Origin of the sequence: Actinoplanes subtropicus (genome assembly GCF_000721705.1) — a bacterium.
Lineage (GTDB): Bacteria > Actinomycetota > Actinomycetes > Mycobacteriales > Micromonosporaceae > Actinoplanes > Actinoplanes subtropicus.
Genome location: NZ_JOJL01000042.1, coordinates 135,673 through 160,790 on the forward strand (window position 1 = coordinate 135,673; position 25,118 = coordinate 160,790).

A 25,118-nucleotide genomic window follows, 5' to 3' on the forward strand; every position below is an offset into this window, starting at 1 on the left:
GATACTAGCCGAGCAAGATACTAGCCGAGCAAGATGCTCGCCGGGCGAGATACTAACTGAGCGAGATACTAGCTGGGCGAGATACTAGTTCGGCTAGTATCTCGCCCAGCGTGCAAATGGCGTCCGGCTCCACGGCCGGGCGCCGTTTCTGCTACTCGGCCGTGCCGCCCATCAGGCGGGCGCGCTGCATCTCGGCGATCTCGTCGTCCGTCATGGCGGCCATCGCCTCCGATCGCTTCCGGCTCATCTCGGCGAGCTCCTGCTCGCTGAGCTGACTCGCCCACTCGCGGCGGGTCCGGTCCATCTCCTCGAGCTGCTCGGCCGTCAGGGGCTGGCTCATCGTGACCATCTCCTCGATCAACGTGACGAATTGCGACGGCTTCGGCTGGTCCAATCGGGACAGCAGGCCCAGCAGGCTGGTGCGTACCTGCTGTGCCTGCCGGATGCGCTCCTCGGTCTCGGCCAGCTGACGGCGCAGGATCTCCCGGGGATCCTCGCCGCCGGCCGCCAGCGCCGCCGCGATGTCCCGCAACGGGAGGCCGAAGCCGCGCAGCGCGAGAATCGTGTGCAGCCGGCGCACGTCGTCGCCGGTGTAGCACCGATGCCCGCCGGTCGTCCGCGACGACGGCACCAGCAGACCCAAACGGTCGTAATGGTGCAGCGCGCGCACGGTCACCCTGGTCGCCCGGGCGAGTTCCCCGATCCGCCATTCCCGCTGCCCGGTCATCTGTTCCCCCCTTCGCGGTGCGTCCCGAACGCTAGGCCCTGACGCCGGGTCAGGTTCAAGGGCAGAACTTTCCGGACTTCCGAGCAACCTCCCGGCCGTTCCGGGCCACTAGGTCACGTACGCATGGGGCGCCGGCAGCACGCTCAATCAGGACCGGTCGTGGGGCGCGGCGGAGCTCCACGACCCCGGCGCACCGGCCCAGGGCCATCAGCCCGGCTCTGGGCCGGCGTGCCACCCCGCTCGCGAAGACCACCTGCCGCGCCGGTGTTCCCACGCGCCGGCGCGGCAGGGCGCTGCACGCGGGCCGGCGGCCGCAAGAACCCGCCCCTACGCCCCGGCGGCCAGGTAACCCTTTCCCGGGCGGGCGTCGAACGTGACGGTCTCGCCGGCGCGGGCGATTTCGACCGTACGATCGGAATTGGTCTCGACCAATCGGAAAGCCGCACCGAACAACGGGTTTCGCAGGGTGATCCGGCCGGGCCTGTCCGGCCGTCACCGAGATCTCCCGAGCCGCGCCCGACTCCCACGCGATGCCGACGGTCAGATCGCCGCGGGCGCGTAATCCGCTCACCCGCCCGCTCGGCCACAGCGCCGGCAGCGCGGGCAGGATGTGCACCTCGTCGCCGTGGCTTTGCAGCAGCATTTCGATGACGCCGGCCGTCGCGCCGAATTTGCCGTAGATCTGGAACGGCGGGTGGGTGTCCCAGAGGTTGCCGAGCGTGCTCGTCCTGAGCTGTTCGCGAGCATCCTGTGGGCGTGGTCGCCGTCGAGCGGCCAGGCCCAGAAATTGATTTCTCAGGCCCTGCTCCAGCCGGTGCCGCCGTCGCCGCGGGCCCGGCGCCTCGAAACGAAGCCCGTTGTCGGTGAGCCTGCCGGCCACGGTGATCCGGCCGTTCGCGGCGATCGTCGTCGCGGTGCGATGGGCGGGTAACGCCATGGCCGCGGTGAATGCCACCTGTCCCGGTCGCGAGGCGCCGAGCCGGACGACGATCACCCGATCCGGGTGGCTGACGAAGTGCTCACGCACGTGCCGCACGCCGTCGGCGGTGTACGAAACCTCCGCCACCGCGGTGGGCAGATCGAGCTCGCGCCGATAGCCCGGTCGCGCTCCCGGCCGCCGTCGCGAGGGTGAGATCGCCGAAGCTGTGGTAGCTGCCGTAGCCGTACCGTGCCTGCCCGAGCGCCGCCGCGACCTCCTCCGGCGCCACCCGCTCCCACTCATTGATCGCGTGCTGCACGCCCGGCGATTGCGCCCGGTCGCGGCGCCCGCCAGTTCCCGAAGTCGTAGCCCGCCGAGCCCGGGCCGCCCGTCCACAGCGTCTTCTCGTCGAACTGGATCGTTTCCGACCCGATCCGGCCGAACACCATCGCGCCGAGCGTCCCGTTGCCGATCGGGAGCGCCTGGCTCTCCCCGTCGGCGGCCGGCTCGTCGTACCGGAGGGTGCGGCCCGGTTGCACGATCCCTCCCCGCCCGAATTCGGTGCACATCAACAACAACGGCGAGGGTACGGCGAGGTCGGTGGCCGGGGAATGGCCTTACCGTGGCGTCTACGAACAGGCCGGGGCGACGAAGTACTGGTGGGTTCCGCGGGTGAAGCGGCACCCGAACTCCGGCGACGCGACCACCTTCGGGTTCAGGATGGCGTCCCCGGCCGGCCGGTGTCCGGTGTGGATCCAGGTGGTCAGATCGTCGAAGCCCTCGGTCAGCTCCTGCTGGTTGAAGTCGCAGTGCCCGACGCCCCGGATCGCCCGGGAGACGAACAGGTCCGACTGGCGGTGGGCGGCCACCCGCTGCGCGTACACCTGCTCCATCGAGAACGGCACGAACAGGTCGCCGACGTCGTGCAGGGACAGGACCGGGATGCGCGGGTCGCCGTCGACGCGCGGGATGCCGGACAGGCCCGGGTCCGCGCCGGCGGTGTGCCGCACCCGCAGCACCGACGCGTTCAGCTGCCACTCGGCCGGCGTCGGCCAGAACCGATCGGTGCTGCGGTAGAACGTGAACCGGTTGTCGGTGACGTTCCCCGGCGCGATGTTCTCCGTGCCGCCGGTCAGGCCCGGGTACAGGCCGAACAGGAACGGCAGGTCGTTCAGCGGCGCCAGCGACGTCGCGGTGTTCCAGTAGGCGAACGCGCCGTCGAAGCCGGGCCGCGCGCCGCCGGTGCGGCGCTCGACCACATCGGACCAGGTGTGACCGGCCGCGGTCAGCGCGGGCGGCCGTCCGACCTGCACGCCGAGAGCGGGCAGGATCGCCGCGACCTTCGCCCGCCACTGGTCCGGGTAGTCGGCCGGCGGCGCGAGCGGGAAGTCGATCGGCACCTTGGCCAGCGCGGCGGCGGTCACGTTAGCGTCCAGGAAGTAGTCGAACAGCTGCACGTCGCCGAGCACGCCGCAGTAGGGCATCGCGCCCGAGAACGTCCGCGGATAGCTTTCGATCGCGACCGCGGTGATCTGACCGCCCATCGACTCGCCGCTCATGATGACGCTCTTCGGCGCGTGACCGGTCAGCTGCCGGAAAAGACCGATCGTCGCGTACGAGTCACGGACGCCCTGGCCGACGTCGTAGCCGTTGGTGGCGTAACTCGACGCGGCCCAGGCGTAACCCGCGTCGATGTAGTGCGCCCGCAGCTCGGGACTGTTCACGAAAACGGTCGTGCCGGCACCGCGGTAGCCATGCGCCCAGACGACCAGGCTTCCGTTCCACTTGGCCGGGACCTCGATGCGATACGCCGCGCCGGCGCTGATCCCGGTGTAGGCGCGGGCGTTCGGGAGGGCGACGAACGGCGTCCCGTCGGTGTCGCAATTCGGATCGAAAACGGTGTAGCCCGGCTGCGTGCTGCTCGGCACCGGGGCGACGCAGGCCGGAGTAGCCGCAAAAGCCGGTTCGCCCACCGCCGCCAGCGGGAGCACCAGGGTCAGGACGAGGGCCGCACGCTTCCAGCTTGTTGTCATCGCGTTACCTCCCGGTAACATCCAAAGCGCGCCATTGACGTCTGTCAAGGCTCCGTTCGGCTTGAGCGGCAATACGGACACAGGGCGGCCGCAACGCTGTTGAAGACCCCACCCGATGTCGTGTACTACCTCGTCAGGCCCGACGGCCGGACGGAACGGGATCGCGATGACACCGATGGTGGGACGGCGGCGGGAGGGCCGGTGAGCGTGGCGCACTGGGCCGAGACGCTGGCGTTCGTCGAGGAGCGCCGCCGGGCGGTGCTCGATCGCGATCGGACCGGCCGGGACGGCGCCGACCTGTTGGAGATCGAGCTGGTCCGGGCGTGCCTGACCGGGGCGCTCGGCGAGCGTGAGCGCCGCGACGAGGCACTGGCGTCGGCCGGCGCGGCCGCCACGGCCGCGGCCATCGCCGGGGTACGCGACCGTGGGCGGGTCGAGCTTCCGGTGCCCGGCGGGGTGCGGTTCTTCCCGGCCCGCGGCGTCGCGATCGCACCGAGCATCTGGCTGGCCGCGGTCGGGGTGTGCCGGCTGCTGCGCGACGAGGGCGGGCTCGCCGCGCTGGGCCATCCGCCGCTGCTCGAGGCGCTCGGCGAGACCGGCGACGATTTCTGGACCCCGGTCGGCCGGGCGCTGACCGGGCCGACCGCGGAAACGATCGCAATCGCTCGCTCGGCGCTGGCCGAGCACGGCGCGACCGCGACCGAACCGGAGTTCGTTTCCCTCCGCGTACGCCCGCTCCTGGAGGTTTTGCACGCCGGCGAGCAGACAGCGTTCGACGCCGCGCTCGCCACCGCCGTGCGGGATCACGACCAGTTCTACCGGCACGACGAGTGGGAGTACGACTCGCTCGGCCTGCTCGCGCTCCCGGTGCTCGGGGTCGCCGCGCACGGTCACGACCGCGGGTTCCGCACCGCGATCGCATCCGATCGGTTGCCGGCCGATCTGATCCGTGGCGGTCTCCGCTCGCTCGGCCCGGTGCGCTACCACTTCCCGCCGGGCCGGCGGCACCGGTCCGAGGAGGCGCACTGGTTCCTCGACCTGGAGGGCTTCCCCCGCGAGGACCGCCGCGCGGAGGGGGCGACCTACACGGCGGTCAACGGGCCGGGCCTGCCGGAGGCGTGCCTGGAAGTGACCGCGTCGGCCGAGGGTGACCTGATGGACGTGGGCGAGCTGGTTCTCGCCGCCGACCTCCTGGCCGGCCGGAGCGGGGACGATCGGCAGCGGCGAGCCTGGCTCACCGAGGCCGCCGACTGCCTGGCCGCCGCGCGTGGCCGATCGGAACCGCGCTTCACGCACGAGCGCGGCTGGGCCGCCTACCGCGCGGAACCGAGCAGATTCGATCCCGAGCGGCTCGCCGCCGTCGAGAGCGCGTGGCGGGAAATGGCCGATTCCGCGGCGGATGTGTCCACCACCGTGCTGCGGCTCCGGCTCGAGCCGATGCTCCAGGCGATCGCCTCCGATCGCACCGGGGTGGCGCTGCGCGAGTTACGGCCGCGGGACGAGGACTACGCCAAGACGTTCGGCGCGCCCGTCGTCGACCGGGCGCGGCAACACTACGAGGAGTTGTGGGCAGGCCCGCTCGACTTCCGGCACCCCGATCCCGGCGCCCACGTCGAGGTGCACGTGGCGGCGCTCGGCGACGATCACGAGCTGTTCCCGGGCCGGCATCGTGAGGTCGCCGCGATCCTGCTGCCGGGCCGCGTCTGGGCGTCCTGGCGATACGTCACCCCCGGGCGCACGGCCGGCCTGTTCTACGACGGCCTGGCCTGGTGCGACGACCACTGGGCCTGGTTCCCCAAGCCCTACCGCCTGCTGTCCGGATGAGCCGGCGGCGCGGGCGGGGGAGCGGTGCTCTCCCGCACCACCAGCGTCGTCGGCACCAGCACGGTTCCCGGCTCGGCCCGCTCGTCCCGGATCTGCTCCAGCAGCCCGTGCACGCACCGCCGCCCCACCTCGGCGAAGTCCTGATGCACGGTGGTGAGCGGCGGCAGGTACGCGGTGGCATCCGGGAGGTCGTCGAACCCGACCACGCTGACCTCGGCCGGCACCCGCCGCCCCCGCTCGTGCAGCGCCCGCAACACGCCCAGCGCCATCTGGTCGTTGGCCGCGAAGATCGCCGTGCACGACGGCTCCGCCGCGAGCCGCAGCCCGGCCCGGTAGCCCGATTCCGCCGACCAGTCGCCGCGCTCGACCGGCGGCACCACCCGGCCGGCCTCCTCGAGCACCGTCCGCCAGGCCATGGCCCGCCGCTCGGACGAGAACGACTCGGCCGGCCCGGTCACGTGCCAGACCGTGGCGTGCCCGAGATCCAGCAGGTGCCGCACCGCCTGCCGCGCCCCGTCCGCCTGATCGGTGTCGACCACCGGATAGCGATCGCCGGCGTCCGAGTCGACCACGACCACCTGCACCCCGGGCGGCAGCGTCAGGTTGACCGCGTCCAGCAGGTGCACCTCCATGATCACGATGATCCCGTCGACGGCCAGCTCGCCGAGCCGGGTGAACGCCCCGAGCACGCCGTCCTGGGTCGGCGCCGCCACCGGGAACAGGGTGATCGCGTACCCCTCCTGGGCGGCCTGGGCGGCGATCGCCTCCACCGTCCGGCTGTTGCCGGTCGTCGACAACGTGAACAAAATGACGCCGATAGTATGAAATGTCCCCCGTTTCAGGGCACGTGCGGCGCTGTTCGGTCGGTAGCCGAGCTCCCGCATCGCCGCGAGCACCTGCCGGCGGGTCGACTCGACCACGCCGGGGTGGCCGGTGGAGACCCGGGAGACCGTCTGCGAAGACACTCCGGCCAGGCGCGCGACGTCGGCCATCGACACGCCGCGGGTCCGGCGGGGCGATGCCGATTCGTTTCTTGACGATCCGTGCACGTGGTGAAACTATCACCTCGATGTTTACGCAAACATCACAAGGGCCAACGCCGCGAAACACAAAGCAACACGAGCGAACAACCGTCCCGGCGGACCCGATGTTTACGTAAACATCCCGTGGAACGACCACGCGCCACGGTGCAACCGGAAGGGTGAGGTCATGGCAACAACGCAGGCCGCGGCGCCGCTGGGCGTACGGCGCCGCCGCCGCTCCTGGAAGGGCTGGCAGTTCGTCGGCCCGTTCATGGTGGTCTTCGCCCTGGTGTTCCTCGCTCCGATCGCGTACTCGATCTACCTGAGCCTGTACAAGAACCGGCTGATCGGCGGGAACTCGTTCGTCGGGCTGGACAACTACCAGCAGGCGCTGCACGACTCGGTGTTCTGGGCGGCGTTCGGCCGGGTGGCGCTGTTCCTGGCCGTGCAGGTGCCCATCATGCTGGTGCTGGCGCTGATGGTGGCGCTCGCCATCGACAGCGGCCGGCTGCACGGCAAGGCGTTCTTCCGGGTGACGATCTTCCTGCCGTACGCGGTGCCGGCCGTCGTCGCGACGCTGATGTGGGGCTTCATGTACGGCTCCCAGTTCGGCCTGGTCGGCAACATCAACGACGCGCTGCACACCTCGCTGCCCGATCCGCTCGGCTCGCACCTGATGCTGACGTCGATCGGCAACATCGTGACCTGGGAGTTCGTCGGCTACAACATGCTGATCTTCTACTCCGCGCTGCGCGTGGTGCCGACCTCGCTCTACGAGTCGGCCGAGATCGACGGCGCCGGGCAGTTCCGGATCATCCGGGCGATCAAGCTGCCGGCCATCCGCGGCGCCCTGGCGATCGCCACGATCTTCTCGGTGATCGGCAGCTTCCAGCTGTTCAACGAGCCGGCCATCCTGCGCCCGCTCGCGAAGAACGTGCTGACCACCGGCTACACCCCCAACATGTACGCCTACTCGCTGTCGTTCGCCGGTCAGCAGTACAACTACGCCGCCACCGTGGCGATCATCATGGGTGTCATCACCATGGTCATCGCCTACGTCGTGCAGCTGCGCGGCGCGAGGGAGATCTGATGACCACCGCGGTGCAACCGTCCCGGCGCACGCGTCCGTCCGCGATCGCCCACAAGCCCTATCGCCGCAGCAAACGGCGCAGCAAGACGCTCACGCTGCTCACCTCGCTCGTCGCGATCTACAGCCTGATCCCGCTGGCCTGGCTGGTGATCAACGCGACCAAGACGCAGAACGGGTTGCAGAACTCGTTCGGCCTCTGGTTCGCGCACGGCAAGTTCGCCCTCTTCGACAACATCCGGGACACGTTCACGTACCAGGACGGGGTGTTCCTCCGCTGGTTCGCCAACACCGTGCTGTACGTGGTGGTCGGCGCCGGCGGTGCGACCTTCCTCGCCACCCTGGCCGGGTACGGGCTGGCCAAGTTCAACTTCCCCGGCAAGCGCGGCGTCTTCGCCACCGTGATCGGCGCGGTGGCGGTGCCCGGCACCGCGCTGGCCGTCCCGACCTTCCTCATGTTCAGCAAGCTGGGCCTCACCAACACCCCGTGGTCGGTGATCATCCCGTCGCTGATCTCGCCGTTCGGGCTGTACCTGATGTGGACCTTCTCCGCCCAGGCGATCCCGGACGAGATGCTCGAGGCCGCCCGGATCGACGGCGCGGGCGAGTTCCGGACGTTCTTCCGCGTCTCCGTGCCGCTGCTCGGCCCCGGCATCGTCACGGTCCTGCTCTTCACGATGGTCGCGACCTGGAACAACTACTTCCTGCCGCTGATCATGCTGAAGGACCCGAACTGGTACCCGCTCACCATCGGCATCAACTCCTGGAACGACCAGGCGGCGACGGTGGACGGGCAGGCCGTGTTCAACCTCGTCATCACCGGATCGCTCCTGACGATCCTGCCGTTGCTCGCGGCTTTCCTCTTCCTCCAGCGCTACTGGCAGTCCGGTCTTGCCGCCGGCAGCGTCAAAGAATGATTGCAATTCCCGAAAGGAAACTAATGTCCAGAATGCTCAAGGTGGCCGCTGCCGCGACCGCCGCGATGCTCGCACTGGCCGCCTGTGGCGGCAACAGCGACGACAAGTCCTCCAACTCCTCCAGCAGCGGCGGCGGCACCTCGGCCGCCGACGTGACGGCCGCGCTCAGCAAGGGCGGCAGCATCACGGTCTGGGCGTGGGACGGCACGATCAAGGACGTGGCCGCGGGCTTCGAGAAGAAGTACCCGAACGTCAAGGTCAACCTGGTCAACGCGGGCACCGGCGACAAGCAGTACACGGCGCTGCAGAACGTGGTCGCGGCCGGCAAGGGCGTTCCCGACGTCGCGCAGATCGAGTACTTCGCGGTCCTGCAGTTCGCGCTCTCCAAGTCGCTGGCCAACATCTCCAGCTTCGGCGCCGCCGACCTGAAGAGCAACTACACCCCGGGCCCGTGGAACGCGGTCACCCCGAACGGTGGCGTCTACGGCCTGCCGCTCGACTCCGGCCCGATGGCGATGTTCTACAACAAGGAGGTGTTCGACAAGTACAAGATCACGGTCCCGACCACCTGGGCCGAGTACGTCGACGCCGCCCGCAAGCTGCACAAGGCCAACGCGAAGGCGTACCTCACCGCGGACTCCGGCGACGCCGGCTTCACCACCAGCATGATCTGGCAGGCCGGCGGCAAGCCGTACACCGTCGACGGCACCAACGTGGGCATCAACTTCACCTCGGACGCCGGTTCGCAGAAGTTCGCCACCGCCTGGCAGCCGATGATCACCGAGAAGTTGCTCGCCCCGATCGCCCCGTGGACCGACCAGTGGTTCAAGGCGCTCGGCGACGGTACCATCGCCAGCCTGGTGACCGGCGCGTGGATGCCCGGCAACCTCTCCTCGAACGCCGCCGCCGCGTCCGGCAAGTGGCGCGTCGCCCCGATGCCGCAGTGGGACGCCGGCGGCACCGCCACCGCCGAGAACGGCGGCAGCTCGCTCGGCGTGATGGACAAGGCCGCCAACAAGGCGCTGGCCTACGCGTTCGTCAAGTACGCGTCGGCGGAGGAGGGCAAGGACATCCGGATCAAGGCCGGCGCGTTCCCGTCCACCACGGCCGACCTCAGCTCGCAGACGTTCCTCGACACGCCGTTCCCGTACTTCGGCGGCCAGAAGGCCAACGAGATCTTCGCGAAGTCGGCGCAGAACGTCGTCCCCGGCTGGACCTACCTGCCGTTCCAGGTGTACGCGAACAGCATCTTCAACGACACCGTCGGCAAGGCGTACGTGTCGAGCACCACGCTCGCCGACGGCCTGAAGGCCTGGCAGGAGCAGTCCGCCAAGTACGGCGGCGAGCAGGGCTTCACCGTCAAGTGACACGCGGAGGCCCGCGGCTTCTCCTCGCCGCGGGCCTCCTCCTTTCGCACCAGGGAGATCGTGTGAGTACCCCCCGTTGGCTGCGCCGTGCCGGCACACCCCGCCTCGAGTTCGGCGCCGACTACAACCCCGACCAGTGGCCGCGTGCGGTGTGGGACGACGACGTCCGGCACATGCGCGAGGCCGGCGTCACCATCGTGTCGCTCGCGATCTTCTCCTGGGCCCGGCTCGAGCCCGCCGACGGTGTGTTCGACTTCGCGTGGCTCGACGACGCAATGGATCTGCTGCACGCCAACGGGATCCTGGTCGACCTGGCCACCGCGACCGCTTCGCCGCCGCCGTGGCTGACCGCCGCGCACCCGGAGATCCTGCCGGTCGACCGGGTCGGCGAGACCATCTGGCCGGGCGGCCGGCAGCACTGGCGGCCGACCTCGCCGGTGTTCCGGACGTACGCCCTGCGCCTGGTCCGGGCGATCGCCGATCGCTACCGCGACCATCCCGCGCTGACCGCCTGGCACGTCAACAACGAGCTCGGCTGCCACAACGTCTACGACTACTCCGACGACGCCGCGACCGCTTTCCGATCGTGGCTGCGCGATCGCTATCAAACGATCGAAGCGCTCAACGACGCCTGGGCGACCGCCTTCTGGTCGCAGCGCTACACCGCGTGGGACGAGATCCTCCCGCCGCGGCTGGCCGCCACCTACCCGAACCCCGGCCAGCAGCTCGATTTCAAGCGGTTCTCCTCGGACGCGCTCAAGGACTACCTGATCGCCGAGCGGGAGGTGCTGCGCGAGATCACCCCCGAGGTGCCGATCACCACCAACTTCATGGTGATGGGCGAGACGAGCGCGATGAATTACGCCGACTGGGCGGCCGAGGTCGATTTCATTTCCAACGACCATTACCGTACGCCCGGGGCACGCTCCGCCGACGAGCTGTCCTTCTCGGCCAACCTGACCGGGAACATCGCCGGCGGCCGGCCGTGGTTCCTGCTGGAGCACTCGACGAGCGCGGTCAACTGGCAGCCGATCAACCTGGCCAAGCGCCCGGGTGAGATCGAACGCGACTCGCTGCTGCACGTGGCGCACGGCGCCGACGCGGTCTGCTTCTTCCAGTGGCGGCAGTCCAAGGGCGGCGCCGAGAAGTACCACTCGGCGATGCTCCCGCACGCCGGCGCCGACAGCGACCTGTTCCGATCGGTCGTGGCGCTCGGCTCCCGCCTCGGGGAGCTCGCCCCGCTCGCCGGCACGCCGCGCACCCCGGCCCGCGCCGCGATCGTTTTCGACTGGGAGTCGTGGTGGGCCGCCGAGCTCGACTCGCACCCGACCGATCGCCTGCGGTACCGGCAGGAGGCGTTCGACTGGTACACCGCCTTCCTCGACCTGGGCATCCGCGCCGACGTGGTCCCGCTCGCGGCCGACCTTTCCGGGTACGAGCTGGTCATCGCCCCGATCCTGCACGTCGTCCCGGCCGCCCTCACCGCGCGCCTGACCGGCTACGTCGAGGCCGGCGGTCACCTGGTCACCACGTACTTCTCCGGGATCGTGGACGAGAACGACCACGTGTGGCTCGGCGGCTACCCGGGCGCGCTGCGCGACCTGCTCGGCATCCGGATCGAGGAGTTCGCCCCGCTGCTGGACGACGAGCGGGCCGAGCTCGACAACGGCCTGACCGGATCGCTGTGGACCGATCGCCTCGAGGTGACCGCCGCCGAGGTCGAGGTGCTCGCCTCGTACAAGACCGGGGATCTCGACGGCCGCGCGGCGGTGACCCGGCGACCGGTCGGGGCCGGCTCCGCCTCGTACGTCTCGACGCGTCTCGGGCCCGAAGGGCTCGGGGTGCTCCTCGCCGAGCTGGCCGCGCGCGCCGGGGTGACCAGCGACCTGCCCGCGGAGCTGCGCGGCCGGGTCGAGGTGGCCCGGCGTGGCGACTTCCGCTTCGTCTTCAACCGCACCGGCGAGCCGGTGGACATCTCCGCGTTGTCCCCGGCCGAACCCATTCTCACCGCCAGGGGAGTGGCGGTGCTGCACGCCTGACCGTCCGGGCGTGCATGGATTCCCGGTGGCGCCCCCGCCCGGGCGCCACCGGGTCTTCCTGATGGTCGTGTTCACGTTCGGCCGAACCTCGGCCGAGTGAGTTGACTCGGGCCGTGTGCTCCAGTGCCATGGGACGATGCCGGTGACGGGTCGGATGGGACCGGGCGAGCTTCCCGCCGAGTTGACGAGCTTTGTCGGGCGACGCCGCGACATTGGCGAGGTCAAACGGCTGCTCGGCGATGCCCGGCTGGTGACCCTGACCGGCATCGGCGGGACCGGCAAGACCCGGCTGGCGTTGCGGGTGGCCGCCGACGTGCGTCGTGCCCTGCCGGACGGGGGCTGGTTCGTCGACCTGACCGAGCTGCGCACCTTCGGGGTGTCCGCCGGCGAGGTGGAGGATCCGGACGCGCTGGCGCATCTGGTGGCGGCGGCGCTGGGGCTGCACGACCGGCCCGGCGTGCCGCCGCTGCGCCGGCTCGCCGACCATCTGGCCGGCCGGCACGCGATGCTCGTGCTGGACAACTGCGAACACCTGTCGGCGGCGGCCGCGGTCCTGGCCGACCGCCTGCTCCGGTCCTGTCCGCGGCTGCGGGTCATCGCCACCAGCCGGGAGCCGCTCGGGATCGCCGGCGAGACGATCTACCCGGTCTCCCCGCTGCCGGCGCCGCCGCCCGGCCGGCCGAGCCCGGCCGGCCTGGAGAGCTACGAGTCGGTGACCCTGTTCGTCAGCCGGGCCCGGACCGTCGCCTCCACCTTCCAGCTCACCGGCGAGAACGCCGGCGCGGTGGCCGAGATCTGCCACCGCCTGGACGGGCTGCCGCTGGCGGTCGAGCTGGCCGCCGCCCGCATTCGGGTGCTGTCGCCGCGGCAGATCCTGGACCGGCTCACCGACCGGTTCGCCCTGCTCGGCCGGGGCAGCCGGACCGCGCCGGCCCGGCAGCAGACGCTGCGGGCCTGCGTCGACTGGTCGTACGACCTGTGCAGCAAACCCGAACGACTGCTGTGGGCGCGCCTGTCGGTGTTCGTCGGCGGGTTCGAGCTCGACGCGGCCGAGAGCGTGTGCGCCGACGAGTCGCTGCCCGCCGACGAGCTGCTGGACCTGGTGGCCGGGCTGGTGAACCGATCGATCCTGATCCGCGACGACCCGCCCGCCGGCGACGCCGAGGCGGCGCGCTACCGGATGCTCGAGACGATTCGCGACTACGGCCACCAGGAGTTGCGCGAGGACGGCGAGTACGACCTGCTCCACCGGCGGCACGCCGACTGGTGCCAGGACCTGGTCACGCAGGCCGCGGGAAAGTGGATCAGCCACCGGCAGGGGTACTGGTACGCCCGGCTGACCCGCGAGCACCCCAACCTGCGGGCGGCGATCGAGTACTGCCTGGACGAGCCCGGCCTGGCCGACTCGGCGTTGCTGCTGGCGATGACCGCGCCGCTGTCCTACTGGTCCCGCCGCGGGCTGTTCAGCGAGGTCCGGCAATGGCTGGCCCGGACCCTCGCGCACACCAGCACGACCCCCGCGCTCCGGGCCCGGGCGTTGCTGTTCGCCAGCCACAATGCGATGACGCAGGGCGACACCGAGGCCGCGACGCGCTTGCTGCGGGAGGGCGAGGACCTCACCCGGCGGTACGGCGAGCCCGTCGAGGCCGCCTACGCCTCCTACGTACGGGGAGTGGTGTCGCTGCACCGCGGCGACCTGCTCGCCACGATCGAGGCCCAGGAGTCGACGCTCGCCATCCTGGCCACCGCCGCGCGATCCGAGTCGGGGCGCGAGCTGGAGCTACGGCTCTGCCAGCTGATCGGCCTCGGCCTGACCATGGGCATGGCGGGCGACCACCAGCGGTCCGACGCCTGCCTCGCGGAGGTCGTGGCGATCTCCGAGGCGTGCGGGGACACCCACATCCGGGCCTGCGCCCTGTGGGGCCAGGCGCTGTCGGCCTGGCGGCAGGGCCGGGTCGACGCGACCGTCGCGGCCCTCGCGGCGGGCCTGCGGCTGCGGCAGACCGAGGAACTGCCCGACCGGTTCAGCCTCGCCCGGTTCATGGAGACCACGGCGTGGGTGGCCGCCGGCGCGGGGCAGTACGCGCGCGCCGCCACCCTGCTCGGCGCCGCCGACGCGCTGTGGACCGAGATCGGCATCCGCGGCCCGCGGCGCAGCGACATGGCCGGCCACCACGAGACCTGCGAGCGGCAGACGCGGGAGCACCTGAACGACAAGAGCTTCGACGAGGCGAGCGCCCGCGGCCGAGCGCTGTCCTACCACGACGCCATCGCGTACGCCCTGAACGAACCGCCCCGCCGGCCCGCGGCGCCCGCGCCGGAGGAACCGGCGCCGCTGACCCGCCGCGAACGGGAGGTGGCCGACCTCGTCGCCGAGGGCCTCTCCAACAAGGAGATCGCCGCCGCCCTGGTGATCTCCACGCGTACCGCCGAGAGCCACGTCGAGCGCATTCTCGCCAAGCTGGGCTTCGCCTCCCGGGCCCAGGTCGCCGCGTGGAAGGCCGGCGTCAAGGGAACCTGAACCGGTTCCCCCCTTCGGGTTATCACCGTCGGTTGGTGTGTCGACACCGTTCGTGACCACTGCGATGCTCGCCTGATGCCAGAGCCCGCACCCGTCCGATCCGGAGCGCGGTCACGTCGCGTGGCGCTCGCCGCGGCCATCGGCACCTTCATCGAGGGATACGACTCCCTGCTGTACGGCTACTTCGCCAGCATCCTGGCTCTCCACTTCTTCCCGCCCGGCGATCCGACCGCCGCCCTGCTGAACACGTTCGCCATCTTCGCGGTCGGGTACGTGATCCGGCCGCTGGGCGGGATCGTCTTCGGCCACGTCGGCGACCGGCTGGGCCGGCGCTCCGCCCTCGCCGGCTCGATCCTGCTCATGGCCGTGGCCACGCTCGGCATCGGCCTGCTGCCCACGTACGCCACGGCCGGCGCGCTCGCGCCCGCCCTGCTGCTGGCCTGCCGCCTGGTCCAGGGCTTCTCGGTCGGCGGCGAGTACGTCGGCGCCAATGTGTTCATCCTCGAACACGCCAGGGTCGGCCGGTCCGGCCGGTGGGTGTCCAGCAACCAGGTGGCCGGCTACGTGGGCATCTCCGCGGCGGGCGCGACCAGCCTGCTGCTGGCCCGCGCCCTCGGCACGGCCGACCTGACCGCTTGGGGGTGGCGGATCCCGTTCTTCGCCGCCGTACCGCTCGGCCTCCTCGGCCTCTACCTGCGGTGGCGGGTGCCGGACAGCCCGGTGTACGCGGCCGGCGAGGTCCGCACGCCCGCGTTCCCGCTGGCCGCGGCCCTGCGCCGGGTTCCGCGGGGGATCCTGCTCTACGGCGGCTGGTTCGCCGTGGTGGGGCTCGGCGGCTACCTGCTGCACGGGTACCTGGCCAGCTACCTCATCAAGGTGGTGGGGCTGAGCCCGGCCCAGGCGTTCGGCGCCAACCTGGTGGCGGTGCTGACCCTCGCGGTCGGTGCGGTGACCGGCGGGTTCCTCGTGGACCGGTACCGGCCCGCCACGGTCGGGCTGATCAGTGCGATCGGCATCGGCGTCCTGGTCGTCCCGTGCTTCCTGCTCATCCAGCGCGGCACCGTGGCCTCGGCCGTCCTCGGCCAGATCCCGATCGCCGCCTGCCTGGGCGTCGCGGCCACCTTCGGCGCCACGCTGAGCCTCTCGCTGTTCCCGGCGGAGGTGCGGTTCACCGCGTCCGGGGTCGCGCACAACGTGACGGTGACCCTGTTCGGTAGCACCGCGCCGCTCGTCTCGACCTGGTTGATCGCCCGCACCGGCAGCGCCTCGGCCCCCGCGTGGTACCTCGCCGGGATGACACTCGTCGGGGTGACCGTGGCGGTGGTTCTGCTCTCCGCCGGTCGCGCCCGGGTGCCGGTCCCCTGGGGCCCCGCCGCGGTGAGCGTGCGTGACCGGTAACCTCCCCGCGCCGTTCACGAGCTTCGTCAACCGGCGCGCGGAGATCACCGGGCTGAGCCGGCTGACCGCCGACGCCCGGCCGGCGGCCTCGACGCGGCCACTCCCTTAGGCTGACCGGGTGACCAGCCAGTCTCATATGGATGCGCAGCGCCGGGATCCGATCCACATAGTTCCCTACGACCCGAACTGGCCCGCCGCGTTTGAAGAGCAACGGTCGCGGGTGGAGTCGGCCCTGCGTCCCTGGCTCGTCGGTCCGGTCGAGCACATCGGAAGCACCTCGGTGCCGGGCCTGGCAGCCAAACCGATCATCGACATGCTCGCCAGGATTCCCGACCACCAAACCGGTGACATCATCGAAGCGATGTCCGGCGTCGGCTGGGCGTATGCGCCGGAGCCGGGTGACGAGCCGGCGAGGAAGTGGTCATTCTGCTTTCCCGGCATCGGCTGGCGCACCCATCACCTGCACAGCTTCGAGGCCGCGCCCGAGAACTGGCAGTCCCTGCTGACGTTCCGCGACCACCTGCGAACCCACCCCGACGACGCAACCGAGTACGGCCGGATCAAGACAGCCCTCGCCACGGCCGACGCCCACGACCGTCCGCGCTATCGAGCGGGCAAAGCGCCGTTCATCGAGGGGCTGCTGCACCACCTGGACCCGTCGGGTGACCGGCCGCACCGCAACGGCTAGCTTTGACCCTCGTGATGACCATGGAGCTGGCCCACTTCAAGATCCACGAGGACGCCGAGAGCCGGCTGATCGCGGAGCGCCCGGCAATGGTGGCGGCGCTGCGTACCCGATTTCCCGGCTGCCTGGCTGCTTACCTCACCAAAGAAGACGACGGCAGCTGGCTCGATGTGCTGCTGTGGCGCAGCAGAGAAGAGGCCGAGGAGGCTGCCCGTCACGTCAACACGGTGCCCGAGTGTGCGGCATGGTTTCGCCACATCGCGGAGTCTGGCGGACTCCGTCATGTTGCGGTCGCCGCCGCGTGGGCAGCCGAACAGTCGGCACCTTCTCGGTAACAGGACCATCCTCTTCTGAGCAGATCCCCGCACTCGCGCCCCGAGTGGTCCCATGATCGCCTGCACGCAGCGTGAGCGGGCTTCCGAGCGACCGTCGCCACCACTGAGTCGGAGCCGTCCGTCAGTCACCGGGTGCTTCGGCGGCGACGTCCAGGAGGACGGCTTCAGGCCTTGTCTTGGTGATCTTCTCCGGTTCACCGATCGGGATGTCGCGCAGGCCGCGCAGTGGTGAGAAGAACAGCCATAGCCCCGCGCAGCAGCCCCCGCAGACGGCGATCCAAAGGGTGGTGTGGACGCCAAGGATGCCGGCGAGGGCGCCGCCGATCAGGCTGCCCAGCGGAAGCGTGCCCCAGTTGATCCAGCGGGCGGCGGCGCTGACCCGGCCGAGTACCTCCGGCGGGCAGGCGGCGTGGCGGTAGCTGGTCAGCGAGATACCGGCGACGGTGGAGGAGAAGGTCCAGGAGATCCAGCCGATGCCGAACAGCAGCACCCACCAGCCGTGCCCGGCCGCCGGGATCAGCAGCCCCGGCAGCGACAGCGCGGTCATCGCGATCCAGCTGATCCGCGCCGAGCCGACGGTGCGGGCGAGGTACCGCGCGGCCACCCCGCCGGCCACCCCGCCGCCGGCCCCGAGCGCCAGCAGCAGCCCGACCAGGCCGGGCCGTAGGTGAAGGGTGCGGATCAGGAACACCGGGCCGAGGGTCTCCACCATGATGACGAAGAAGTTGGCGTGCCGTTGAAGGCCATCGAGTTCCGCAGAATGGGGTCGCGGGTGACGTAGCCGAGCCCCACCCGGATCCGCGACCGGAGAGAGGGCCGCGGACCGGCTTCGGCCGGGGGCCGGCGCGGCTCGCGGGTACGGATCGCGCTCAACGCGCTCGCCGACACTGCGAAGGAGAGGGCGTCGGCGGCCATCGCCCCCGCCGCGCCGACCAGTGTGACCAACCCGGCGCCGAGACTGGGCCCGGCGACGGTTCGGGCGCTGGCCGTCGGCAGTCGTGCCCAGTTCACCGAAATGAACGAGGTCGTCGCCGCGCACCGGCTGGTTCATGCGGACAGGAGAGCACCTCGAGGATCACACTGTTCGGGGGCGACCGGCCGGACGGGGCACCTGCTGGTGCGCCAAGCCCTCGACGCCGGCCACACCATCACCGCCTACGCCCGTAACCCGGACCGACTCCATGTCGACCACCCGAAACTGTCCGTCGTCGCCGGGCAACTCGACGACGACAAGGCCATCCTTGCCGCCGTACAGAACGCCGACGCGGTAATCGAAGGCGTCGGAGCGGTCAGCGACGGCACCCGCCGCATCCTCGCAGCGATGGACAACAGCGGCGTCCGGCGGTTCGTCGTCGTCTCCACCTGCAGCGTCCCCGCCCCGCAGGACCGACCCGACGCCAAGTTCAAGGCCCTCGTCCAGTTCGTCAAGACCGCCGCTCCGACGCCCTACCGAGAGGTGCGCCGCGCGGCCGAGATCGTGCGCGCCTCCGCCCTGGACTGGAGGCTTGTCCGCGTGGCCTAGCTCAACAACAAGGAAGCAACCGGCCAGATCAAGGTCGGGTACTACGGACACGGCATCGTCGGACTGTCCATCACCCGCGCCGACATGGCCACCTTCCTGCTTGATCAGGTCGCTAACCTGACGTACCTGCACCAAGCCCCCGCCATCAGCAATTGATGCGCAGTTCCAGCCGGCATCATGTCCCTGAGTTCCGTGAAGACCGACCACGGTGGGGTTGTCACCGCTGCGTACGCGGTACGACAGCGTCGCGCCGGCCAGGTTGGGTGTGCCGTGCCGCGTCTCATCCATCGGTGCCGGGTTGTCCGGGAAGCAGGAGGAGCTTCCCCCGGGCGTGGTGGCTCTGGCTGATCTCGAGTGCGGTCTTCCATTGGTCCAGGGGAAACGTGCCCGCGATCGGGACGGTGAACAGGCCGTCGGCGGCGAGTTGCCCGAACTCCGGCAGCGCCTCCACGGGGTTGCTGCGGTCCTCGTGGAACGTGTCGCGGACACCGAGCTCAGCGGCGGCGGCGAAGTCGGTGATGGTCAGTACCCGCTTCGGGTCGCCCCCGGCGATCTGGATCAGATCCGGTAGGGATCCGCCGACCGGAGCGGTGTCGAGAACAAGGTCGGCCGGGCCGCCGTTGATCTCCGTGACGCGTTCGATCATGCCGTCTCCGTACGCGGTGACCTTGGCGCCCAGGGCACGCAACCGCGGTGCGTACGTGTCCCCGGCGGTGGCGATGACCCGCATCCCGCGCAGGAGCGCGATCTGCGCCGCCGCGAAGCCGATGGTGGTTCCCGCGCCGTGGATCAGGATCGTCTTGTCCGGGTCGAAGCCCAGGGCATTGAGGTGGAAGAAGGCGGTGTCGACCGTCATCGGCAGCGCGGCCGCCCGCACGAGGTCAAGGCCATCGGGGACCCGGAACCATCGGTTCATGACAGCTCGGTCGGACGCGCCCGCGGATGAGCAGTGCGCCCAGTCCGCAGTCCCGAACACGGCGTCACCGGTCTTGACGTCGGTGACGTCCTCGCCGACCGCGTCGACCGTGCCGCAGACATCGCACCCGATGCCCCTGGGCAGGTCGCCGGGGAACAGTCCGCGGCACAGCGCCCAGTCGGCCGGGGCCAGCCCGCACGCGTGCACGACGACGCGGATGCGGCCCGGCCCCGGGTCCGGCACGGGCACGGTCTCCAGGTGCAGGACATCGCCAGGATCGCCGTACTCGTGGAAGCGCACGGTGCGCATGGTGCCGGTCGTGGGGTCGTGGTCGGTCATCTAGGTCTCCCTGGGCCGCACTTTCGTCAGTTACTGACGATAAACGTGTCAGAAACCGACGTTATTATGCGTCAGTCAATGACGCAACCTGTGTCAGTAACTGCCGTTTCTGGTAGGGTCGAAGCTGTGCCACGGAACGGGGACGAAGTGCGCCGGCTGCTGCAGGAGGCCGCGCTCGAGTTGTATCTGGAGCGTGGCTACGACAAGACCACGGCCGGGGACATCGCCGCCCGCGCCGGCGTCACCGAGCGGACCTTCTTCCGCCACTTCGCCGACAAGCGTGAGGTCTTCTTCGACGGCGAGACGCAGCTGCGGGAGCTGCTGACCGGCGCGGTCGCGGCGGTGCCGGCCGGCACCAGGCCGTTGCCCACCCTGCGGACCGCTTTCCACCAGGCCGTGCCGCTGATCGAGCGCAACCTCCCGGTCACCGAGCGCCGCCATCCGGTCATCGTCGCCACGCCGGCCCTGCAGGAGCGGGCGCTGGCCAAGAACGCGGCCCTGGTCGCCGCGCTCACCGACGCCCTCCGGGCCCGCGGCGTCGCCGAGCCGCTCGCGGCCCTGTGCGCCCAGGTCGGCATGGACACCTACTCGATCGCCATCCGCCGGTGGGCGTCCGATCGCAGCGACGACCTGCGCACCCACCTCGACCGGGCTTTCAACGACCTGCGGCTCGAAGCGAACGCCCTGAAGTAAGCGGCCAACAATCGATCCAACGGCGCGAACGCGAATCCGGCGCGCCGCCGCGCCGACGGCCATCCCGGATCCATCGAACGAGGACTTCCCGCTCGGTCACCTGCCGCGAGACCACCACAGCGTGTCCCGCCAGAACTGCCGGTAACGCTCCCGGGCAGGCACGTTCCACTTCGCCGGGCGAGCGACAGGGACGCGCGCCCGGCGCAACAGCACGAGCAAAGACAGCACCAGTGCGGCACCGGCGACGTAGAGCATGAACAGCCGCCAGGTGTAACCCCAAACCCACGCGACCACCGGGTAGGCGAACATCCACACATAGCCCAGACGGGCCACCCATAACGCCGCGTGGTACGTCAACGAGCGCCGCAGGCCCTGGACGTCTCCGTGGCTGATCGACATGACGGTCAATGTACGACATCGCTGACGGGCCTCTGGGATTCGTCGGCACCAGAGCCCATGCCTTCGGCGGGCCGGGCTTCCAGCCCTTCGATCGGACCCGACCTCCGGCAGCCAGGGCATCAAGGGCGTGTCAAGGTCGCGGAGGACGAAGGTGTCACGCACCTTCGTTCCATGCCTGCGCCGAGATCGACCGGGCCGGCTAGCGGAATCCGGCGGCCGGCGGCTCACCCGTTCCCGATCGCACCACGTCGGTGATGTCGATCAAGCCGGGACCGGGCGGGGGCGGCTTACGGCGTCGCTGTCGTGCCGCGGTCGCCCGGGCGGCGACGATGGCGCCGAGCGCCGCGGCGACGCTCATCTGCACCGTTTCGGCGGCCCAGTCGCGGGTGGGCACCGGCACCCGCACCAACCGCACCTCGACCCGCTGCGTGGCGGGGTCGATGGTCTCCTGTGGCGGGTCGTACCGCACCGGCGCCGCCCCGCCCAGCACGCCACCGGCGACGACGGCCGCCGCCCAGCCGGCGATGGCCGCCGCAGCAACGAGGCGATAGAAGGGCGCCCGCCGGGCCGGGAACTGGCGCAGGCGTACGCGATTCTGGCCGCCGTCCACATGGACGACGAGCGGCTCGACGAAACCATCTCGTGGGGGGCCCGGGCCCTTGCGGCCGCCGAGTCCTGCGGCGACCAGGCCGGGATCGTGCACAGCCTCAACACCGTCGGCACCATGCAACTGCTCGCCGGGCAGCCGGGGGGACGGGAGAAGCTCGAGCGCAGCCTCGCGCTGGCCGGGTCGGCCGGGCTGGACGAGCACGTGGGCCGGGCCTTTCCTGCATCTCGGCTGGGCGATGACCCGCCTTCGCGCGTACGAGCTCGAAGACCGGCTGAACCGCGGCGTGACGGTCTGCGCCGAGCTCGGGCTGGAGGCGTGGGAGCGCTACTGCGTGGCGTACCGGGCTCGGCTGAACCTCGATCTCGGCCGCTGGAACGACGCCGCCGCCGACGCCGAGTCGGTGCTCCGCTCGGCGCGTTCCGTACCACTGCTGCGGCTGCTCGCCCTCACGGTCCTGGGGCTGCTGCGCGCCCGCCGGGGCGACCCGCGCCAGGAAGGTCCGCTGGCCGAGGCACTCGAGCTGCTGGAGGGGCACGAGGAGCTGCGGTACCGGGCGCCGGTGATCGCCGCCGCCGCGGAGGCCGCCTGGCTGAGCGGCCGCGGCGCGGAGGTGGTCGACGCCATGACCCGGGACGTCCTCGCGACCGCGGTGGACCGGCGCTCATCCTGGGTGATCGGCGAGTTGGCCTGGTTGCGCCGGCTCGCGGGAATCCACGAGACCGTGCCCGGCGCGATCGAGCCCTACTCGGACCAACTGTCCGGCGCCGGAACCGCGGCCGCCGCCCGGTGGACTCGCCTCGGCTGCCCCTACGACGCCGCGCTCGCGCTGGTCGGCTCCCGCGACGAGCCGAGCCTCCGCCGCGCATTGGCGGAGTTTCAGCGGCTGGGCGCCCGGCCGGCCGCCGAGATCGTCGCCCGCCGCCTCCGGGAACAGGGCGTGCGGCGCCTTCCGCGCGGACCCCGGCCCGCGACCGAGCGCCACCCGGCCCGGCTGACCCGCCGCGAGGCTGAAGTGCTGGCGCACGTCCAGCAGGGCGAGTCGAACGCCGAGATCGCCACCCGGCTGCACCTCTCCGAGCGGACCGTGCACCACCACGTCTCGGCGATCCTCCGCAAGCTCGGCGTCACCCGCCGCGGACAGGCCATCGTCGAGGCCACCCAGCGGGGCCTCGTGCCACCCGGACAGCCACCGGTCACCGCGGCCGGCCGACCCGGGCCGACGGCGGGGAGCGCCCTCCGGAAAGCGGTCACCGCACGGACCGGCGAGCTCGGCCGACCCGGTGCGGCGGCCACGCGGGACAGCCCGGCGGCCGCGCGCGGAGGGTGACCGACGACGGCGCGCGGCGCCGCACCGGGGACTCGTCTGAACCGTACGGTCGAAGGAAGTTGAAGGTGAGGTCAGAACGGGAATTGGGCCGGCTGGCTGCGGACGGTCAGCCAGCGGGTGTCGGTGAAGGCGTCGATGTTCGCCTGGGCGCCGCCGAAGCGGGAGCCCGTGCCGGACGCGCCGGTGCCGCCGAAGGGGGCGTTCGCCTCGTCGTTCACGGTCTGGTCGTTGATGTGCACGATGCCGGTCGGGATTTTGTCGGCGAGTTCGACGGCGCGCATCGCGTCGCGGGTGACGATGCCCAAGGAAAGGCCGTACTCGGTGGCGGTGGCCAGCGCGACCGCCTCCTCGAGGCTGCTGTAGCGGGCGACCGGGGCGACCGGGCCGAAGATCTCCTTGGCGAAGGCCGGGGTGGAGGTGCCGACGCCGGCGATCACCGTCGGCTGGTAGAACAGGCTCTCGTAGGAGCCGCCGGCGGCCAGGCGGGCGCCGTCGCCGACCGAGGCCGTCACCAGGTCGTGGATTTTGTCGCGCTGGCCGACGTCGATGACCGGGCCGAGCGCGACCTGGTCGCGGGCCGGGTCGCCGACCGGGAGCTTGGCCGCCTTGTCCGCCAGGCGTTCGACGAAGTCGTCGTAGAGGCGCTCGTGCACCAGGTGCCGGCCGGTGGTCATGCAGATCTGGCCCTGGTGGAAGAAGCTGCCCCAGGCGGCGAGGTTGACCGCGGCGTCCACATCGGCGTCGTCCAGCACCAGCATCGCCGAGTTGCCGCCCAACTCGAGGTGGGCGCGCTTGAGGTGACTGCCGGCCAGCGCGCCGACCCGGCGGCCGGCCTCGGTGGAGCCGGTGAACGAGATGACCGGCACCCGCGGGTCGGTGAGCAGCGCCTCGCCGACGTCGGCGCCGCCGATCAGCACCTGCAGCAGGCCGTCGGGCAGGCCCGCCTCCTGGAAGATGCGGGCGAGCACCAGGCCGCCGGTGACCGCGGTGCGCGGGTCGGGCTTGAGCAGCACCGCGTTGCCGAGGGCGAGCGCGGGGGCGACCGAGCGGATGCCCAGGATGATCGGCACGTTGAACGGCGAGATCACGCCGACCACCCCGACCGGGTAGCGGCGCACCATGGACAGCCGGGGCTCCTCGCTCGGGATCAGCGACCCATAGGGCAGGCTGGGCAGCGCCGCGGCCTCCCAGCACTCCTGCTCGGCGACGTGCAGGGCGAAGCCGGCCAGGCCCGGGACAGCGCCTACCTCGCGGACATTCCACCAGCTGATCTCCTCGGCGTGCTCGGCCCACAGCGCGGCGGCCTTGCGGAGAACGGCGGCGCGCGCCGGGTGGGGGAGTGCGGCCCATTCGCGCTGGGCGGCGGCCGCGACCTGGGCGGCCCGGGTCACGTCGTCGGGGGTGGCGAGGGTGACCTGGCCGAGCGAGTTGCCGGTGGCCGGCTCGATCACGTCGGTGGTGGCGCCGCTGCCGGGCCGCCAACTGCCGCCCTCGAAGATCTGGTCATTCCATCGGGACTGGTCGAGCAGAGCCATGGTTCGCGCCTCCATCACACCGGGTGCGCCCGAACCTAGGCCCGAAACAACAGTGAAACAACGGCCTGTTTCACATGTTCGAACGGTAGCCCAGTTGGTGCGAGATCTCGGCGGCCGTGCGCCGCAGCGGGCCACCCAGCCGGCCGATCACCGACTCGACCGAGGCCGTCCAGGTGGTCAGGTGCACGGCCACGTTGATCGCGGCGACCACGTGGCCGGAGCGGTCCCGGATCGGGGCGGCGATCGAGCGCAGGCCGGGGGCCAGTTCCTCGTCGTTCACCGCGAAGCCGGCCTGCCGGACCTTGCCCAGGGCGGCGACCAGCTGCTCGCGTACGGTGATCGTCTTGGGACCGCGGCGGGCGAGATCCATCCGGTCGAGCAGCGCGCGCAGCGCGGCCGGCTCACGGTAGGCGAGCAGCACCTTGCCCATCGACGTGCAGTAGGCGGGCAGCCGCGACCCGACGTGCAAATTAAGATCAACGGCAACTCCGGCCGTACGCCGGGACCGCCGTCGTTCCACGTAGACGATGTCCGCCCCGTCCAGGACGGCCATGCTCGCGGCGCACCCGGTCTCGTCGGAAAGCGCTTGCAGGTGGCTCGCGGCGACCCCGGTGATCTCCATCGAGCTGATTGCGGCGAACCCGAGGTCGACCACCCGCGGGCCGAGCGAGTACTTGCGGGTGTCCGGGTCCTGCTGGAGGAAGCCGAGGTTGGCGAGGGTGGCCACGTAGCGGTGCGTGGTGCTGCGGTTGAGGTCGACCGCGCGGGACAGGTCGGCGATCCCGAGGACCGGGCCGTTGGCGGCGAACTCGCTGAGGATGCGCAGGCCGCGTTCGAGGGATTGGGAGAACGACGGCTGCGTCACGGTTGCATCCTTTCGACAAGTGTTCCGGATATTTGAAC

General features: G+C 71.0%; 23 protein-coding genes. 12 read left to right on the top strand and 11 right to left on the bottom strand.

Annotated elements, in window-relative coordinates; genetic code table 11:
* Positions 1 to 151 precede the first annotated feature (151 nt).
* From IH26_RS0143885 to IH26_RS0143905, 4 genes are all read right to left on the bottom strand, one after another.
* Positions 152 to 727 (bottom strand): MerR family transcriptional regulator, encoded by a 576-nt coding sequence (locus tag IH26_RS0143885; protein WP_030442242.1) that lies wholly within the window; start codon positions 725 to 727, stop codon positions 152 to 154.
* Between the two features lie 55 nt (positions 728 to 782).
* On the bottom strand, positions 783 to 1,949 hold the full coding sequence (locus tag IH26_RS61680; RefSeq protein WP_245665951.1) for a glycoside hydrolase N-terminal domain-containing protein: 1,167 nt from the start codon (positions 1,947 to 1,949) through the stop codon (positions 783 to 785).
* Entirely contained in the window at positions 1,946 to 2,185 is a 240-nt protein-coding gene (locus IH26_RS61685; RefSeq protein ID WP_245665952.1) for a glycoside hydrolase N-terminal domain-containing protein, read from the bottom strand. Before IH26_RS61685 ends, IH26_RS61680 begins: the two co-directional genes overlap by 4 nt.
* Positions 2,186 to 2,275: 90 nt before the next feature.
* A complete protein-coding gene (locus IH26_RS0143905) occupies positions 2,276 to 3,679 on the bottom strand; it encodes an alpha/beta hydrolase family protein (protein WP_030442245.1) in 1,404 nt (467 codons plus the stop codon).
* Positions 3,680 to 3,880: 201 nt separating this feature from the next.
* Between IH26_RS0143905 and IH26_RS0143910 the strand changes: the two genes are divergently transcribed.
* The gene (locus IH26_RS0143910; RefSeq protein ID WP_030442246.1) at positions 3,881 to 5,503 is read left to right on the top strand and encodes an Imm49 family immunity protein; all 1,623 of its coding nucleotides are present in this window, start codon (positions 3,881 to 3,883) and stop codon (positions 5,501 to 5,503) included.
* On the opposite strand, the gene IH26_RS0143915 is transcribed toward IH26_RS0143910, so the two are convergent.
* Positions 5,482 to 6,495 carry a LacI family DNA-binding transcriptional regulator gene (locus tag IH26_RS0143915; protein ID WP_034217337.1) on the bottom strand — a complete coding sequence of 338 codons (1,014 nt, stop codon included), beginning with the start codon at positions 6,493 to 6,495 and terminating at the stop codon, positions 5,482 to 5,484. The two genes, IH26_RS0143910 and IH26_RS0143915, sit on opposite strands and share 22 nt — an antisense overlap.
* 217 nt (positions 6,496 to 6,712) lie before the next feature.
* On the opposite strand from IH26_RS0143915, the gene IH26_RS0143920 reads away from it, so the two are divergent.
* From IH26_RS0143920 to IH26_RS56685, 8 genes are all read left to right on the top strand, one after another.
* Positions 6,713 to 7,615 carry a carbohydrate ABC transporter permease gene (locus tag IH26_RS0143920; protein WP_030442248.1) on the top strand — a complete coding sequence of 301 codons (903 nt, stop codon included), beginning with the start codon at positions 6,713 to 6,715 and terminating at the stop codon, positions 7,613 to 7,615.
* Positions 7,615 to 8,529, top strand: a complete 915-nt coding sequence (locus IH26_RS0143925; RefSeq protein WP_030442249.1) for a carbohydrate ABC transporter permease — start codon at positions 7,615 to 7,617, stop codon at positions 8,527 to 8,529. Before IH26_RS0143920 ends, IH26_RS0143925 begins: the two co-directional genes overlap by 1 nt.
* 23 nt (positions 8,530 to 8,552) lie before the next feature.
* On the top strand, positions 8,553 to 9,896 hold the full coding sequence (locus IH26_RS0143930) for an ABC transporter substrate-binding protein (RefSeq protein WP_211268867.1): 1,344 nt from the start codon (positions 8,553 to 8,555) through the stop codon (positions 9,894 to 9,896).
* A gap of 62 nt (positions 9,897 to 9,958) precedes the next feature.
* Positions 9,959 to 11,935, top strand: coding sequence for a beta-galactosidase (locus IH26_RS0143935; protein ID WP_051809615.1), 1,977 nt, complete (start codon positions 9,959 to 9,961; stop codon positions 11,933 to 11,935).
* A 136-nt stretch (positions 11,936 to 12,071) separates the two neighbouring features.
* The gene (locus tag IH26_RS64110) at positions 12,072 to 14,456 is read left to right on the top strand and encodes an ATP-binding protein (RefSeq protein WP_063763854.1); all 2,385 of its coding nucleotides are present in this window, start codon (positions 12,072 to 12,074) and stop codon (positions 14,454 to 14,456) included.
* 120 nt (positions 14,457 to 14,576) lie between these two features.
* Positions 14,577 to 15,854, top strand: a complete 1,278-nt coding sequence (locus IH26_RS0143945) for an MFS transporter (protein ID WP_051809619.1) — start codon at positions 14,577 to 14,579, stop codon at positions 15,852 to 15,854.
* A gap of 118 nt (positions 15,855 to 15,972) precedes the next feature.
* A complete protein-coding gene (locus IH26_RS54750) occupies positions 15,973 to 16,542 on the top strand; it encodes a GrpB family protein (RefSeq protein ID WP_245665953.1) in 570 nt (189 codons plus the stop codon).
* Positions 16,543 to 16,556: 14 nt separating this feature from the next.
* On the top strand, positions 16,557 to 16,874 hold the full coding sequence (locus tag IH26_RS56685; RefSeq protein WP_245665963.1) for an antibiotic biosynthesis monooxygenase: 318 nt from the start codon (positions 16,557 to 16,559) through the stop codon (positions 16,872 to 16,874).
* 121 nt (positions 16,875 to 16,995) lie between these two features.
* Here the strand turns inward: IH26_RS56685 and IH26_RS54760 are convergent, their stop codons facing one another.
* Positions 16,996 to 17,586, bottom strand: a complete 591-nt coding sequence (locus IH26_RS54760) for an MFS transporter (RefSeq protein ID WP_051809624.1) — start codon at positions 17,584 to 17,586, stop codon at positions 16,996 to 16,998.
* Positions 17,587 to 17,889: 303 nt separating this feature from the next.
* Here IH26_RS54760 and IH26_RS57300 point away from each other — a divergent pair, with 303 nt between their 5' ends.
* On the top strand, positions 17,890 to 18,396 hold the full coding sequence (locus tag IH26_RS57300) for an NAD(P)-dependent oxidoreductase (protein WP_157437667.1): 507 nt from the start codon (positions 17,890 to 17,892) through the stop codon (positions 18,394 to 18,396).
* Between the two features lie 280 nt (positions 18,397 to 18,676).
* Here IH26_RS57300 and IH26_RS0143975 read toward each other — a convergent pair whose 3' ends face one another.
* Positions 18,677 to 19,651: an NADP-dependent oxidoreductase gene (locus IH26_RS0143975; protein WP_030442256.1), complete on the bottom strand. Its 975-nt coding sequence runs from the start codon at positions 19,649 to 19,651 to the stop codon at positions 18,677 to 18,679.
* Positions 19,652 to 19,777: 126 nt separating this feature from the next.
* Here IH26_RS0143975 and IH26_RS0143980 point away from each other — a divergent pair, with 126 nt between their 5' ends.
* Positions 19,778 to 20,344, top strand: coding sequence for a TetR/AcrR family transcriptional regulator (locus IH26_RS0143980; protein ID WP_030442257.1), 567 nt, complete (start codon positions 19,778 to 19,780; stop codon positions 20,342 to 20,344).
* Positions 20,345 to 20,440: 96 nt separating this feature from the next.
* Here the strand turns inward: IH26_RS0143980 and IH26_RS0143985 are convergent, their stop codons facing one another.
* Positions 20,441 to 20,743, bottom strand: coding sequence for a hypothetical protein (locus IH26_RS0143985; protein WP_157437668.1), 303 nt, complete (start codon positions 20,741 to 20,743; stop codon positions 20,441 to 20,443).
* Between the two features lie 199 nt (positions 20,744 to 20,942).
* Positions 20,943 to 21,446: a hypothetical protein gene (locus tag IH26_RS63540; protein WP_245665954.1), complete on the bottom strand. Its 504-nt coding sequence runs from the start codon at positions 21,444 to 21,446 to the stop codon at positions 20,943 to 20,945.
* Positions 21,447 to 21,588: 142 nt separating this feature from the next.
* Here IH26_RS63540 and IH26_RS54775 point away from each other — a divergent pair, with 142 nt between their 5' ends.
* Entirely contained in the window at positions 21,589 to 22,680 is a 1,092-nt protein-coding gene (locus IH26_RS54775; protein WP_051809629.1) for a helix-turn-helix transcriptional regulator, read from the top strand.
* Between the two features lie 71 nt (positions 22,681 to 22,751).
* On the opposite strand, the gene IH26_RS0143995 is transcribed toward IH26_RS54775, so the two are convergent.
* Positions 22,752 to 24,215, bottom strand: a complete 1,464-nt coding sequence (locus IH26_RS0143995) for an aldehyde dehydrogenase family protein (RefSeq protein ID WP_030442259.1) — start codon at positions 24,213 to 24,215, stop codon at positions 22,752 to 22,754.
* A gap of 70 nt (positions 24,216 to 24,285) precedes the next feature.
* Positions 24,286 to 25,080: an IclR family transcriptional regulator gene (locus IH26_RS0144000; RefSeq protein ID WP_030442260.1), complete on the bottom strand. Its 795-nt coding sequence runs from the start codon at positions 25,078 to 25,080 to the stop codon at positions 24,286 to 24,288.
* Between the last annotated feature and the right edge of the window lie 38 nt (positions 25,081 to 25,118).